15 protein-coding genes are annotated in these 13,428 nt (G+C 67.7%); 2 read left to right on the plus strand and 13 right to left on the minus strand.

Going from position 1 to position 13,428, the window contains the following annotated elements; all coding sequences use genetic code 11:
* Positions 1 to 35: 35 nt before the first annotated feature.
* From ELQ94_RS06445 to prmC, 12 genes are all read right to left on the minus strand, one after another.
* Complete coding sequence (locus tag ELQ94_RS06445) at positions 36 to 305, minus strand: F0F1 ATP synthase subunit epsilon (protein ID WP_127048373.1); 270 nt, start codon at positions 303 to 305, stop codon at positions 36 to 38.
* Positions 306 to 307: 2 nt separating this feature from the next.
* Positions 308 to 1,765 (minus strand): F0F1 ATP synthase subunit beta, encoded by a 1,458-nt coding sequence (gene atpD, locus ELQ94_RS06450; RefSeq protein WP_208007621.1) that lies wholly within the window; start codon positions 1,763 to 1,765, stop codon positions 308 to 310.
* A 35-nt stretch (positions 1,766 to 1,800) separates the two neighbouring features.
* Positions 1,801 to 2,700 carry a F0F1 ATP synthase subunit gamma gene (locus ELQ94_RS06455; RefSeq protein ID WP_127048377.1) on the minus strand — a complete coding sequence of 300 codons (900 nt, stop codon included), beginning with the start codon at positions 2,698 to 2,700 and terminating at the stop codon, positions 1,801 to 1,803.
* A gap of 3 nt (positions 2,701 to 2,703) precedes the next feature.
* Positions 2,704 to 4,341, minus strand: a complete 1,638-nt coding sequence (atpA, locus tag ELQ94_RS06460) for a F0F1 ATP synthase subunit alpha (RefSeq protein ID WP_127050132.1) — start codon at positions 4,339 to 4,341, stop codon at positions 2,704 to 2,706.
* A 49-nt stretch (positions 4,342 to 4,390) separates the two neighbouring features.
* Positions 4,391 to 5,185, minus strand: a complete 795-nt coding sequence (locus ELQ94_RS06465) for a F0F1 ATP synthase subunit delta (RefSeq protein WP_127048379.1) — start codon at positions 5,183 to 5,185, stop codon at positions 4,391 to 4,393.
* 1 nt (position 5,186) lies between these two features.
* The gene (locus ELQ94_RS06470; RefSeq protein WP_127048381.1) at positions 5,187 to 5,741 is read right to left on the minus strand and encodes a F0F1 ATP synthase subunit B; all 555 of its coding nucleotides are present in this window, start codon (positions 5,739 to 5,741) and stop codon (positions 5,187 to 5,189) included.
* A 12-nt stretch (positions 5,742 to 5,753) separates the two neighbouring features.
* Positions 5,754 to 5,981, minus strand: coding sequence for an ATP synthase F0 subunit C (atpE, locus tag ELQ94_RS06475; protein WP_127048383.1), 228 nt, complete (start codon positions 5,979 to 5,981; stop codon positions 5,754 to 5,756).
* 51 nt (positions 5,982 to 6,032) lie between these two features.
* Positions 6,033 to 6,827, minus strand: coding sequence for a F0F1 ATP synthase subunit A (gene atpB, locus ELQ94_RS06480; protein ID WP_243696891.1), 795 nt, complete (start codon positions 6,825 to 6,827; stop codon positions 6,033 to 6,035).
* 199 nt (positions 6,828 to 7,026) lie between these two features.
* A complete protein-coding gene (locus tag ELQ94_RS06485; RefSeq protein ID WP_127048385.1) occupies positions 7,027 to 7,473 on the minus strand; it encodes a Cg1360 family ATP-synthase-associated protein in 447 nt (148 codons plus the stop codon).
* Entirely contained in the window at positions 7,470 to 8,789 is a 1,320-nt protein-coding gene (locus ELQ94_RS06490) for an MraY family glycosyltransferase (protein ID WP_127048387.1), read from the minus strand. The genes ELQ94_RS06485 and ELQ94_RS06490 overlap by 4 nt, the downstream gene beginning before the upstream one ends.
* Complete coding sequence (locus ELQ94_RS06495; RefSeq protein ID WP_127048390.1) at positions 8,786 to 9,466, minus strand: L-threonylcarbamoyladenylate synthase; 681 nt, start codon at positions 9,464 to 9,466, stop codon at positions 8,786 to 8,788. Before ELQ94_RS06495 ends, ELQ94_RS06490 begins: the two co-directional genes overlap by 4 nt.
* Positions 9,467 to 9,590: 124 nt before the next feature.
* Positions 9,591 to 10,463, minus strand: coding sequence for a peptide chain release factor N(5)-glutamine methyltransferase (gene prmC, locus ELQ94_RS06500; protein ID WP_127048392.1), 873 nt, complete (start codon positions 10,461 to 10,463; stop codon positions 9,591 to 9,593).
* A 217-nt stretch (positions 10,464 to 10,680) separates the two neighbouring features.
* Here prmC and cysK point away from each other — a divergent pair, with 217 nt between their 5' ends.
* Both cysK and epsC read left to right on the plus strand, forming a co-directional pair.
* Positions 10,681 to 11,619 (plus strand): cysteine synthase A, encoded by a 939-nt coding sequence (gene cysK / locus ELQ94_RS06505; protein WP_127048394.1) that lies wholly within the window; start codon positions 10,681 to 10,683, stop codon positions 11,617 to 11,619.
* Between the two features lie 7 nt (positions 11,620 to 11,626).
* Positions 11,627 to 12,190, plus strand: a complete 564-nt coding sequence (epsC, locus tag ELQ94_RS06510; protein WP_127048396.1) for a serine O-acetyltransferase EpsC — start codon at positions 11,627 to 11,629, stop codon at positions 12,188 to 12,190.
* A gap of 78 nt (positions 12,191 to 12,268) precedes the next feature.
* On the opposite strand, the gene prfA is transcribed toward epsC, so the two are convergent.
* Positions 12,269 to 13,345 (minus strand): peptide chain release factor 1, encoded by a 1,077-nt coding sequence (gene prfA / locus ELQ94_RS06515; RefSeq protein ID WP_127048398.1) that lies wholly within the window; start codon positions 13,343 to 13,345, stop codon positions 12,269 to 12,271.
* Between the last annotated feature and the right edge of the window lie 83 nt (positions 13,346 to 13,428).

Raw genomic sequence — 13,428 nt, forward strand, 5'->3', positions numbered from 1 at the left:
GGGGCGTTCGGAGGTGTGGAGCTACGGGACGCAGGCTACGAGGCGAGGCTCGCGGCGCCCGCCACGATCGAGACGACGTTCTTCTCGACCGAGAGGAATCCGTCTTCGGCGTTGGCGGTCAGCTTGCTTCCGTCGGTCAAGGTGAGGCGGACCTCACCCTTCGCGAGGATCGCGAGCATCGGCTCGTGGCCGGGGAGGATACCGATCTCGCCCTCGACGGTGCGAGCGACGACCATCGACGCCTCGCCGGTCCACACTTCGTGGTCCGCGGCGACGACGCTGACGGAGAGCGGAGTACCCGCCATGATCAGCCGTTCTCCTTCTGGATCTGAGCCCACTTCTCTTCCACGTCGCTGATCGGGCCGACGTTGAAGAACGCCTGCTCGGCCACGTGGTCGAACTCACCCTTGGCGATGGCGTCGAACGACTCGATGGTCTCCTTGAGCGGAACCGTCGAACCCTCGACACCCGTGAACTTCTTCGCCATGTAGGTGTTCTGCGAGAGGAACTGCTGGATGCGGCGCGCCCGCGACACGGTGATCTTGTCCTCTTCGGACAGCTCGTCCACACCGAGGATCGCGATGATCTCCTGCAGTTCCTTGTTCTTCTGGAGGATCTGCTTGACCGTCGTGGCGACGCGGTAGTGGTCCTCGCCCAAGTAACGGGGGTCGAGGATGCGGCTCGTCGAGGTGAGCGGGTCGACGGCCGGGTAGAGGCCCTTCGACGCGATCTCACGGGACAGCTCGGTCGTGGCGTCCAGGTGGGCGAACGTCGTGGCCGGGGCCGGGTCGGTGTAGTCGTCGGCGGGGACGTAGATCGCCTGGAGCGACGTGATCGAGTGACCACGCGTCGAGGTGATGCGCTCCTGCAGCTGACCCATCTCGTCCGCCAGGTTGGGCTGGTAGCCCACGGCGGACGGCATGCGGCCGAGCAACGTCGAGACCTCGGAACCGGCCTGCGTGAAGCGGAAGATGTTGTCGATGAACAACAGCACGTCCTGCTTCTGCACATCGCGGAAGTACTCCGCCATCGTGAGGGCGGACAGGGCGACGCGCAGTCGCGTTCCCGGCGGCTCGTCCATCTGGCCGAAGACCAGAGCGGTCTTGTCGAAGACGCCGGCCTCTTCCATCTCGAAGATGAGGTCGTTGCCCTCACGGGTGCGCTCGCCGACACCGGCGAACACCGACACACCACCGTGGTCCTGCGCGACGCGCTGGATCATCTCCTGGATGAGGACGGTCTTACCCACACCGGCACCACCGAAGAGGCCGATCTTCCCACCCTGGACGTACGGGGTGAGGAGGTCGATGACCTTGATGCCGGTCTCGAAGAGCTGCGTCTTCGATTCGAGCTGGTCGAACCGCGGGGGCTTGCGGTGGATCGGCCAACGCTCGGACACCTCGAGGGTCTCGCCGGGCTCGCCGTTGAGGACCTCGCCGATGACGTTGAAGACCTTGCCCTTGGTGATGTCGCCGACGGGGACGGAGATCGCCTCACCCGTGTCGGTCACCTCCTGGCCGCGGACGAGTCCGTCGGTGGGCTTCAGCGCGATGGCGCGGACGAGGTCGTCACCGAGGTGCTGCGCGACCTCGAGCGTGATGACCGAGGTCTCGCCGCCGATCGTGACGGACGTCTTGAGCGCGTTGTAGATCTCGGGGATCGCGTCGTGAGGGAACTCGATGTCGACGACCGGACCGGTCACTCGCGCGATCCGACCGATACCGGCCTTCTGCTCGGACGCGGGGCCCGTGGCTTCGGCAGTGATAGTCATTGCTGTTCTTCTCTCTTCGTGGTCTGTCGTCACTTTGACGTCGCGAGGGCGTCGACGCCGCCGACGATCTCCGCGATCTGCTGGGTGATCTCCGCCTGGCGCGCGTTGTTGCGCAGTCGGGTGTAGTCGGTGATGAGCGTGTCGGCATTGTCGCTCGCCGACTTCATCGCCTTCTGCGTCGCCGCGTGCTTGGCCGCGGCCGACTGCAGCATGGCGTTGAAGATGCGGCTCTCGATGTAGACGGGCAGCAACTGGTCGAGGACCGTCTCGGCGTCGGGCTCGAACTCGTAGAGCGGGAGCACGTCGGAGGTCGTGTCGTTCTCGTCGGCTTCGACGACCTCGAGAGGGATGAGACGCACCGTTTCCGGCGTCTGCGTCATCATGCTCACGAAGCGGTTGAAGACGAGCACGATCTCGTCGACTCCCCCGTCGGCGGCGTCCTTAGAGAACGCCTCCAGGAGGGTCTCGGAGATCTCACGCGCGGTCTCGAAGTCGGGCTTGTCCGTCCCGCCCTGCCAGTCCTTGACGAACGGGCGGCGACGGAACTGGAAGTACCCCACGGCCTTCCGACCGACGAGGTAATGCACGACGTCTTTGCCCTGCTCGCGCAGCAGCTCGGTCAGCTCGCCCGCCTCGCGGAGGATCTGCGAGTTGAACGCACCCGCGAGCCCCCGGTCGGAGGAGAACACGACGACGGCCGTGCGCGTGATGCGCTCGGGCTCCGTCGTGAGCGGGTGATCGACGTTGGAGAGCGTCGCCACCGCCGAAACGGCCCTCGTGATCGCCCGCGAGTAGGGCGCGGACGCCTTGACCCGTGCCTGCGCCTTCTGGATGCGCGAGGCGGCGATGAGCTCCATCGCCTTGGTGATCTTCTTGGTCGTCTGCGCAGACTTGATCTTCTGCGTGTAGACCCGGAGTGTGGCTGCCATGGACTAGCGGCGACCCTTCACGATCTTCTCCTGGCCGACGTTCTCGGCCTCGAGGGAGTCGACGTCCTCTGACCCCGGGTCGCCGATCCCCTGGCCGTCGCCGGCCTGGAACTCGAGGGCGAAGGCGTCGATCGCCTTCTCCATCTCGGCGGCGGTGGCGTCGTCGAGGACGTTGGTCTCCCGGAGCGTGGTGAGCACGTTCGTGTTGCGGGCGAGGTAGTCGAGCATCTCGCGCTCGAAACGCAGGACGTCCTCGATCGCGATGGTGTCGAGCTTGCCCTTCGTGCCGGCCCAGATCGAGACGACCTGGTCCTCCACGGGGTAGGGCGAGTACTGCGGCTGCTTGAGCAGCTCGGTGAGGCGTGCGCCTCGGGCGAGCTGGCGGCGGCTGGCCGGGTCGAGGTCCGACGCGAACATCGCGAAGGCCTCGAGCGAGCGGTACTGGGCGAGCTCGAGCTTGAGCGTTCCGGAGACCTTCTTGATCGACTTCACCTGCGCGTCGCCACCGACTCGGGAGACCGAGATTCCCACGTCGACCGCGGGACGCTGGTTGGAGTTGAAGAGGTCGGACTGGAGGAAGATCTGACCGTCGGTGATCGAGATCACGTTGGTGGGGATGTACGCCGAGACGTCGTTCGCCTTGGTCTCGATGATGGGCAGACCCGTCATCGAACCGGCGCCGAGCTCGTCGGACAGCTTCGCGCAACGCTCGAGCAGGCGGGAGTGCAGGTAGAACACGTCGCCGGGGTATGCCTCACGTCCCGGCGGGCGGCGCAGCAGCAGCGACACGGCGCGGTAGGCCTCGGCCTGCTTCGACAGGTCGTCGAAGATGATGAGGACGTGCTTGCCCTGATACATCCAGTGCTGGCCGATGGCCGAGCCGGTGTAGGGGGCGAGGTACTTGAAGCCGGCGGGGTCGGACGCGGGGGCCGCGACGATCGTCGTGTACTCCATGGCTCCGGCCTCTTCGAGCGCACCCTTGACGGAGGCGATCGTGGAGCCCTTCTGGCCGATCGCGACGTAGATGCAGCGGACCTGCTTGTTCTCGTCGCCCGAGTCCCAGTTGGCCTTCTGGTTGATGATCGTGTCGATCGCGATGGCCGTCTTACCGGTCTGGCGGTCGCCGATGATGAGCTGACGCTGGCCACGGCCGATCGGGATCATGGCGTCGATCGCCTTGATGCCCGTCTGCATGGGCTCGTGGACCGACTTGCGCTGCATGACGCCGGGGGCCTGGAGCTCGAGAGCACGACGGCCCTCCTCGACGATGTCGCCGAGGCCGTCGATGGGGTTTCCGAGCGTGTCGACGACACGGCCGAGGTAACCGTCTCCGACGGAGACCGACAGAACCTCACCGGTGCGGGTGACCTCCTGGCCCTCCTCGATTCCGGTGAACTCGCCGAGGACGACGACACCGATCTCGTCCTCGTCCAGGTTGAGCGCGAGGCCCAGCGTGCCATCGGCGAAGCGGATGAGCTCGTTCGCCATGACGCCGGGGAGACCCTCGACGTGGGCGATGCCGTCCGCAGCGTTGGTGACGTGGCCGACCTCGGTCGCACCGGCCGACGGCGACTCGTACGAGTCGACGAAGTCCTTCAGCGCACTCCGGATGTCGTCGGCGCTGATCGTGGATTCTGCCATCATGTTCCCTATTCTGTGAGGCCCGTGAAGCCTCGTGCTGAGCGCCGGACTAACCGGCGAGTTGAAGTCTGAGTTCGGCGAGACGGGTGGAGATCGTTCCGTCGTACACGTCGTTTCCGACCGCGATCCGCACTCCGCCCTCGGTTGCGGCATCGACGACGGTGTTCAGCTCGAAGCGGCGGCCGTAGATCGCCGTGAGGCGCTCGGAGATCGCTCGCGTGTGCTCCTCGTCGAGGGGGACGGCCGAGGAGACGGTCGCGAGACCGAATCCGAGCTCGTCAGCCACCACGGCCGCTGCCGAGGCGACGAGGGTGTGGAAACGCCGACCGCGGTGACGGGTGGCGAGCTCCCGCACGATCGCGAGGGTCTGCTCGGACACCGAGGCGCCGAAGATGCGCTCGACGAGAGCACCCTTCGCCTCGTCCGACGCAGCACGCGAGCCGAGCGCGAGCTCGAGCTCGGCGTTGGACGCCACGATCCGTCCGACCTCGAGCAGTTCGCTCGCGACGTCGACGCCCTCGGGCGCCGACGAGGCGGCGGCGCGCTGCCCGGTTTCGGCGACGGCCGCGACGAGGCCGCGGCTGTCGGACCAGCGAGCGGCTGCGATGGTCTGCAGCACCTCGATGGTGGTGGGGTTGAACGACCGGAAGACCGACGACACCAAGCGCTGCTTGGCCGAACGGTTCGCCGACGGGTCGGACAGCGCCGACCGGAGCCGCCTCGACGATCCGAGGAGGCTCGCGGCCGACAGAAGCTCGGAGGCCACCGTGGACGACCCCCGAGTGTCGAGGGTCCGCAGCGTGCCGCGGACCGTCTCCATCGCTATCCGGGATGCGGCGCCCATGTCAGCCCTTCGCCTTCGCGGGCTCGTTGAGGCCCGAGATGAACTGGTCGACCACCGAAGCGGACCGACGATCGTCCTTCAGGCTCTCGCCGATGACGCGCGACGCGAGATCGATGGCCATGCCACCGAGCTCGTTGCGGACCGACACGAGAGCCGCCTGGCGCTCGGCTTCGATCTGCACGTGGGCGTTCGCGACGATGCGCTCGGCCTCCGCGTTGGCGTCGGCCTTGAACTCGGCGAGGATCGTCGAGCCTTCGGCACGAGCGTTCTCACGGATCTTGGCCGCCTCCTGGCGTGCTTCGCGCAGGAGGGTGTTGTACTGGTCGAGCGTCGCGTCGGCCTCGGCCTGAGCGGCCTCCGCCTTGGCGATGCCGCCTTCGATCGTGGCCGTCCGGTCGTCCATGACCGCGGTGAACCGCGGGATGACGAACTTCCAGAAGAAGACGAGGATGATAATGAAGGGCACGATCGACCACACGATGTCGTACACCGCGGGGATGAACAGCTCGATTCCTTCGGGGGCTTCACCCCCCGCCGCCTGATTCACGTCCTGCATATGCGCGGCCGCCTAGCCCAGGAAGAAGAGCGCGACGCCGATGAAGGCGAGGAGCTCGGCGAAGGCGATACCGAGGAACATGGTGACCTGGAGGCGGCCGGCGAGCTCAGGCTGGCGAGCCATGGCTTCGACGGTCTTGCCTGCGACGATACCCACGCCGATGCCCGGGCCGATCGCGGCGAGGCCATACCCGATGGTGTTCAGGTTGCCAGTGACGTCGACGATGATGCTGGGGTCCACGGATTGTTTCCTTTCAATCGAGACGCGGCCGGTCGGCCGTGCCGTTTGGGGTCAGTGCTCTTCCGCGACGGACTGCTGGATGTAGACCGCGGAGAGAAGCGTGAAGATGTAGGCCTGCAGGAGGGCGACGGCGAATTCGATGACCGTCATGACGATGCCGCCGATGAGGGTCAGGACGCCGAAGGCGCTCGCGAAGCCGAGTCCCTCTCCCGTGATGAACAGGAAGTGGGTCGCGGCGAAGCAGAGGACGAGCAGGAGGTGCCCGACCATCATGTTGAGCAGGAGTCGCAGGGAGAGCGAGATGGGCCGGACGATGAAGACGTTGAGCAGCTCGACCGGGGCCAGGATGAAGTGCATCGGCCACGGGACGCCCGGGAGGAACAGCTGGTTCTTGAAGAACCGCAGTCCGCCGTGCTGCTTGATGCCCGCATAGACGAAGGCGATGTAGCCGGCGAGGGCGAAGACGACCGGGACGATGAAGATCGAGGTTCCCGCGATGTTGAGCCCCGGGATGATTCCCGTGATGTTCATCGCGAGGATGCCGAAGAACATGGCGGCGAGGAGCGGCAGGAAGCGTCGTCCGTCCTTCTCGCCGAGGATCTGGTCGACGATCTGGACCTTCACGAAGTCGATGGCCATCTCGGCGATCGTCTGTCCGCGTCCCGGCACCCGTGTGGTGCGGCGGAGCGCGATGTAGAAGAGCAGGAGGAGGGCGGCGACCGCGAGAAGACGCACCAGGACGATGCGGTTCATCTCGAAGGGGGTGCCCTCGAAGAAGATCGCGGGAGGGAAGAACTCCGCGAGAGTGGGCGGGTGGAACTCGCCGTCGTCATGCGTGGACGTCACGAAACCGAGATGAGCGGCAAGAGTGGCTGTGCTGACCAACAGCGGTTTCTCCTATGGTCGGGGCGTGCCGCCTGCATCCAACACCATCGTGGGGGGCGCAATCGGCCAGACACACTTCTAGCCGGGCTAGATGCATGTCAGTCGGGGAACGCTTTCTACCCTACCAAATGAAAAGCGTCGTCAACACTCGGCGGCCGCCTCAGGAGTCGTCGCGACTCTCGGCGGGGGCGGTCGGGAGCTGGGTCACGGGTACGCGACCGCGCAGGACGACGACCGAGTCGACGATCACCGTGGCGATGGCCGTGACGATGAGCGTGCCTCCGAGCACCGTGGGGTCGATCCACGGCTGGTCCCGCAGGAGCAGGATGAGCACGAGGAAGACCACGAACTTCAGCATCCAGGCGCCGAGCACGACGGCCATGAAGAGCGTCGGGTAGAGCGGGTTGGCCTGGAAACGGTTCGCGAACAGGATGCTGAAGGCCGTGATCGCGAGGAACAGCAGACCCATCGCCGCGCCGACGATCGCGCTCGTGACGCCCACTCCCCCGGCGACCGCGTTGCCGATGATCGCCGCGCCCACCGCGATGACCACCGCGAGGACGGCACCCCAGACGAGGGCCTTCTTGAGAACGGCGGTGACGGTCATTTCTGCTCCTTCGGGGGGCGGTGCGGGTGCGACTCGTCGTCGGGCCCGGCGCCGTCGGCGTCGAGGCTCTCGGCGAGCTGGATGACGGACGCCGGGACCGGCGCGTCGGGGCTGCGGTCGTTGGCGGCCGCGTCGAGCGGGTCGAAGGCGGCGATGTCGGCATGCACCGCCGCGTCCTCGGGGAGCGACTGGGCGGCCGTCTCCACGGACTTCCGGCGCCCGAGGGGCGCGAGGGTGACGATCGTGCAGACGACGACGCCCACGATGAGTGTCGTGAGGGCGATCGTGTACGGCTGGAAGACGAAGAACATGAGGCTCGAGACCGAGATCACGATCGTCCAGGCGTAGAAGATGAGGACGGCCTGGATCTGCGTGTGCCCCATGTCGAGCAGGCGGTGGTGCAGATGCAACCGGTCCGCACTGAACGGCGACTTACCGGCGCGCAGGCGACGGGTGACCGCGAGTCCGAAGTCGAGCAGCGGGACCACGAGGATCGCGAACGGCAGGATGATCGGGATGAAGGCACCGATGAGCTGTGTACGGCCGAAGCGGTCGGGGCCCTCGATGAAGGCTGGGTCCATCTGGCCCGTGATCGCGATGGCGCTCGTGGCCATGAGGAGCCCCACGAGGAGCGCGCCGGCGTCGCCCATGAAGAGCTTCGCCGGGTGCCAGTTGAGCGGCAGGAAGCCCGCACACACGCCGCACAGCACCGCGGAGATGAGGAGCGAGAGGCTGAAGTAGTCGGACGGGCTGATCTCGCGGACGAGCAGGTAGCCGTAGAGGAAGAACACCCCGTTGGCGATGAGGCTCACGCCCGCGACGAGGCCGTCGAGGCCGTCGATGAAGTTGACGGCGTTCATGACGAGAACGATCGCGAACACCGTCATCGCGACGCTCATCCACCCGGATCCCACCGTGAGGCCGCCGATCGGGAGCGAGTAGATCTGGACCCCGAGCCAGGCGATGAGGCCGGCCGCGAGGAATTGACCGGCGAGCTTGATCATCCAGTCGAGGTCCCAGATGTCGTCGGCCATGCCGATGACGACGATCATGAACGCCGCCCCGAGGATGGCCCAAACGGGTCCGGGATTGGCGAAGATCAGCCGGTAGTAGGGATTGAACGACGCGACGACGAAGGCGGCGACGACTCCGAGGAACATCGCGATCCCGCCGAGGCGCGGCGTGGGACGCGTGTGCACGTCTCGCGTGCGGATCTCCGGGTAGAGCTTCCACTTGTGCGCCGCCCGCAGCACCACGAGGCACAGGACGTAGGTGACGATCGCGGCGAACCCGGCGATGAGGACGTACTGGATCATGAGTCGTCGGGCCACCCGCCGCCGGCGAGGGTGGTCCCGAGAACGCGTCGGAGCTCCTCGCCCGAGACGGCGCCGTTGCGCAGGATCGTGATCTTGCCGTCGGGGAGGGCGAGCTGGGTCGCGTCGATGATCGTGGACGCGCCCGAGTCTCCGCTCGGCCCGCCGTCGAGGTAGACGGACACGCTCTCGCCGAGCATGGCCTCGGCCTCGGCCGCCGTGGTGGCGGCCGGCTGGCCCGTGAGGTTGGCCGACGACACCGCGAGCGGGCCGGTCTCCTCGAGCAGCTCGAGCGCGAGCGGGTTGGCGGGCATGCGGAGGGCGACCGTTCCGGCTGTCTCGCCGAGGTCCCAGGAGAGGGAGGGCTGGGCCTGCATGACGATCGTGAGTCCGCCAGGCCAGAATTCGGTCACGAGGTCGCGCACGACGTCGGGGAACTCGGCGACGAGGGCCTCGAGCGTCGTGACGCCGGGCACGAGCACGGGCGGCGGCTGGGAGCGCGTGCGCCCCTTGGCGTCGAGCAGCCGCGCCACGGCCTTCGCGTCGAAGGCGTCGGCGGCGACCCCGTAGACGGTGTCCGTGGGGACGACGACGAGCTCACCGTGGCCGATCGCCTGGCGGGCGAGGCGCATGCCGGTGAGGAGTTGGGAATCGACGGAGCAGTCGTAGACGCGTGACATCGGGCACGATTCTACCGACGAGTGCCGGGTGCCCCCTCCACGACGCGACTCCACCTCCCGTGAGGTGTCGCGATCTGTTGCTATCAGGGCCCGAATGGCAACAGATTGCGACACCTCACGAGGGTCAGCGGGTGGCGCTCGTGATGCGGTCGCGCTGCGTGAGGTCGCGGAAGGTGGCGGGCGACGACCAGCCGTCGGCCGCGAGGAGATCGCGGATGGGCTCTCCCTGCAGCTCGCCGTGCTCGATGAGCACGCGACCGCCGGGACGGAGCAGTCGGAGCGCCGTGGCGGAGACCTGGCGCACGACGTCGAGGCCATCGGGGCCGCCGTAGAGGGCGTGGGCCGGATCGTGCAGGCGCACCTCCGGATCGCGCGGGACCGCGGCGTCCGGAACGTAGGGCGGGTTCGACACGACGAGGGAGACCGTTCCATCGAGGCGTGCGAGCGCGTGGGCCAGGTCGTCGAACACGATCGTGGCGTTCGTGGCCCCCACGGAATCGGCGTTCTGCCTCGCCCAGACGAACGCGTCGACCGAGTTCTCGACGGCGTACACCGTGGCGTGCGGCACCTCGGAGGCGACCGACAAAGCGATCGCGCCCGATCCCGTGCCGAGATCCACGGCGATCGGGTCCGCCTCGGGGAGGGCCCGCAACTCGTCGATCGCGTACTGGGCGAGCAGCTCCGTCTCCGGACGCGGCACGAAGACACCCGGGCCGACGGCGAGCCGCAGGGAGCGGAAGTACGCCGTCCCCGTGATGTGCTGCAGCGGCTCACGGGCGGCGCGGCGGGAGACGAGGTCGTCGAGGAGCTCGGCGTCGCGAGGCGCGAGGGTGCGCCCGACGACCATCGCGGCCGCGAGCTCGCCGCGACCGAGGTCGACGACGTGGCCGATGAGGAGTTCGGCGTCGACCTCTGGGGTCGTGATTCCGGCGGCGGCGAGGCGCGCGGCGGCGTTCGCGCGCGCAGCGGCGAGGGAGATGTCGGGTGGGGTGTCCATGGGGTTCCGAGCAGGTTCGGGGGTCGGTCCAACAGCTTAGTGGTTCGCCCCTTCCCGGTCGCCTCCGATCCGACAGGAGCACCCGATTCCTGCCTCCCGGCCGCGCACCCCCGCCAATTTCATGCCATACGGAGGCTGGGCCTTTAGGCTGGCGATGCACTGCATCGACGCATCCCCAGACGTATCCCCCAGACGCATCCACACACGAAGGACTCCCATGACCGGCACGATCCACTCCGACATCACCGCAGCGTTCGGCAACACCCCGCTCGTCCGCATCAACCGGCTCGCCTCGGAGACCGAGGCGACCATCCTCGCGAAGCTCGAGTTCTACAACCCCGGTTCGAGTGTCAAGGACCGTCTCGGTGTCGCGATCGTCGATGCGGCCGAGAAGTCGGGCGAGCTGAAGCCCGGCGGCACCATCGTCGAGGGCACGAGCGGCAACACGGGCATCGCACTCGCGCTCGTGGGCGCGGCGCGCGGCTACAAGGTGATCCTCACGATGCCGTCCTCGATGAGCCAGGAGCGGCGCGTGCTGCTCCGCGCCTTCGGTGCCGAGCTCGTCCTCACGGAACCGTCCCTCGGGATGAAGGGCGCCGTGGAGAAGGCCAAGGAGATCGTCGACTCGACCCCCGGCGCGATCTGGGCGAAGCAGTTCGCGAACGAGGCCAACGCGGAGATCCACCGCACGACCACCGCCGAGGAGATCTGGCGCGACACCGACGGCGGCGTCGACATCTTCATCGCGGGCGTCGGCACGGGCGGCACCATCACGGGCGTCGGCCAGGTGCTGAAGCAGCGCAAGCCCGGCGTGCAGGTCGTGGCCGTGGAGCCGATCGACTCCCCCATCCTCAACGGTGGAAAGCCCGGACCGCACAAGATCCAGGGCATCGGCGCGAACTTCGTGCCGGAGGTCCTCGACACGACCGTCTACGACGAGGTCATCGACGTCTCCTACGACGACGCCATCGCGGTGGCGAAGGACCTCGCCGCGAAGGAGGGCATCCTGTCGGGCATCTCGTCCGGCGCCATCATGTGGGCGGCCATCGAGCTGGCCAAGCGGCCCGAGAACGCCGGCAAGACGATCGTCGCGATCGTGTGCGACACGGGCGAGCGCTACCTCTCCACGCCGCTGTGGGCCGGCCTCGCCGACTGACCGTCGCGTGAGTCTGCTCTCCCGGGTGCGCGAGGACGTCACGTCCGCGCGCGTCCATGATCCCGCCGCACGGGGGTCCCTCGAGATCGTGCTCGGGTACTCCGGGCTGCACGCCATCTGGGCCCACCGCGTGAACGCGCGACTGTGGCGCAGCGGTCTGCGCCTCCCCGCTCGGCTGGGGTCGCAGCTCGCGCGCTTCCTCACCGGGATCGAGATCCATCCGGGCGCGACGATCGGTCGCCGCTTCTTCATCGACCACGGCATGGGCGTGGTGATCGGCGAGACCGCGGAGGTCGGGGACGACGTGATGATCTACCACGGCGTGACGCTCGGCGGGAAGAGCCGGGGTCGCGGCAAGCGTCACCCGACGCTCGGCGACGGCGTCCAGGTAGGGGCGGGGGCGAAGATCCTCGGCCCCATCGTCGTGGGACGCGGCAGCATCGTGGGCGCCAACGCCGTGGTCACCCACGACGCCCCGCCCGACTCACTCCTGGTCGGAGTCCCCGCGCGGGCGCGCCCGCGCGGCACGGCGGCCTCCCACGGCCTCCCCACCCCCGAATACCTCATCTAACCCCCCTGAAAACTTCGTATGTGCTCGAATTTTCAAGCACATACGAAGTTTTCAGGGGGTAGAGAGAGGGAGGGGGGGTCAGGCGTCGGCGACGGCCGAGAGGCGAGCCTCTTCGTCGGCCTCGATCGCCGAGATGATGATCGGCTCGAGCGCGCCGTTCATGACCGCGTCGAGGTTGTACGCCTTGTAGCCCGTGCGGTGGTCCGCGATCCGGTTCTCCGGGAAGTTGTACGTACGGATGCGCTCGGACCGGTCCATCGTGCGGATCTGGCTCTTGCGGGCCGCGCTGTCGAGCTCGGCCTGCTCCTCCTGGCGGCGCGCGAGGATGCGCGCGCGCAGCACGCGCATCCCGGCCTCGCGGTTCTGCAGCTGGCTCTTCTCGTTCTGCATCGACACCACGATGCCCGTGGGGAGGTGGGTGATGCGCACGGCGGAGTCCGTCGTGTTGACGGACTGGCCGCCGGGGCCGCTCGAACGGTAGACGTCGATCTTGAGGTCGTTCTGGTTGATGTCGACCTCCTCGGGCTCGTCCACCTCGGGGAACACGAGCACGCCCGTGGTCGACGTGTGGATGCGGCCCTGCGACTCGGTGACGGGTACACGCTGCACGCGGTGCACACCGCCCTCGTACTTGAGGTGAGCCCAGACGCCCTGCGACGGGTCCGTCGCGTTCGACTTGATGGCGACCTGCACGTCCTTGTAGCCGCCGAGATCGCTCTCGGTGCGCTCGAGGAGCTCGGTCTTCCAGCCCTTGGACTCCGCGTAGTGGAGGTACATCCGGAGGAGGTCCGCGGCGAAGAGCGCGCTCTCGGCGCCGCCCTCACCGCCCTTGATCTCCATGATCACGTCGCGACCGTCGTCGGGGTCGCGCGGGATCAGGAGCCGGCGGAGCTTCTCCTGCGAGGTCTGCAGCTGCTCCTCGAGCGCCGGAACCTCGTCGGCGAAGGCGTCGTCCTCCTTCGCGAGCTCGCGGGCCGCGTCGAGGTCGTCCTTCGCCTCGATCCACGCGGCCTCGGCCGCGACGATGCGCGAGAGCTCCGCGTAGCGGCGGTTGACGCGCTTCGACCGGGCCGGGTCCGCGTGCAGCGCGGGGTCGGCGAGCTCGTCCTGCAGCTCCTTGTGCTCCTTCTTGAGCACCTCGACCGATTCGAACATATGACTACCTCCTGCTGAACACTCACGAACCTACGCGGAAAGCACCGAACCCACCCGGGCGCACGGCGTGAGCCGTGCGGGAT

Origin of the sequence: Labedella endophytica, assembly GCF_003990045.1 — a bacterium.
Classification (GTDB): Bacteria; Actinomycetota; Actinomycetes; order Actinomycetales; family Microbacteriaceae; genus Labedella; species Labedella endophytica.

Bases quoted from the DNA above. Each gene is read 5' to 3' on its own strand.
- ELQ94_RS06445 (WP_127048373.1), bottom strand. From the start codon at position 305: ATGGCGGGTACTCCGCTCTCCGTCAGCGTCGTCGCCGCGGACCACGAA.
- ELQ94_RS06455 (WP_127048377.1), bottom strand. From the start codon at position 2,700: ATGGCAGCCACACTCCGGGTCTACACGCAGAAGATCAAGTCTGCGCAG.
- atpA (WP_127050132.1), bottom strand. From the start codon at position 4,341: ATGGCAGAATCCACGATCAGCGCCGACGACATCCGGAGTGCGCTGAAG.
- ELQ94_RS06465 (WP_127048379.1), bottom strand. From the start codon at position 5,185: ATGGGCGCCGCATCCCGGATAGCGATGGAGACGGTCCGCGGCACGCTG.
- ELQ94_RS06470 (WP_127048381.1), bottom strand. From the start codon at position 5,741: ATGCAGGACGTGAATCAGGCGGCGGGGGGTGAAGCCCCCGAAGGAATC.
- ELQ94_RS06485 (WP_127048385.1), bottom strand. From the start codon at position 7,473: ATGACCGTCACCGCCGTTCTCAAGAAGGCCCTCGTCTGGGGTGCCGTC.
- ELQ94_RS06490 (WP_127048387.1), bottom strand. From the start codon at position 8,789: ATGATCCAGTACGTCCTCATCGCCGGGTTCGCCGCGATCGTCACCTAC.
- ELQ94_RS06495 (WP_127048390.1), bottom strand. From the start codon at position 9,466: ATGTCACGCGTCTACGACTGCTCCGTCGATTCCCAACTCCTCACCGGC.
- prmC (WP_127048392.1), bottom strand. From the start codon at position 10,463: ATGGACACCCCACCCGACATCTCCCTCGCCGCTGCGCGCGCGAACGCC.
- cysK (WP_127048394.1), top strand. From the start codon at position 10,681: ATGACCGGCACGATCCACTCCGACATCACCGCAGCGTTCGGCAACACC.
- prfA (WP_127048398.1), bottom strand. From the start codon at position 13,345: ATGTTCGAATCGGTCGAGGTGCTCAAGAAGGAGCACAAGGAGCTGCAG.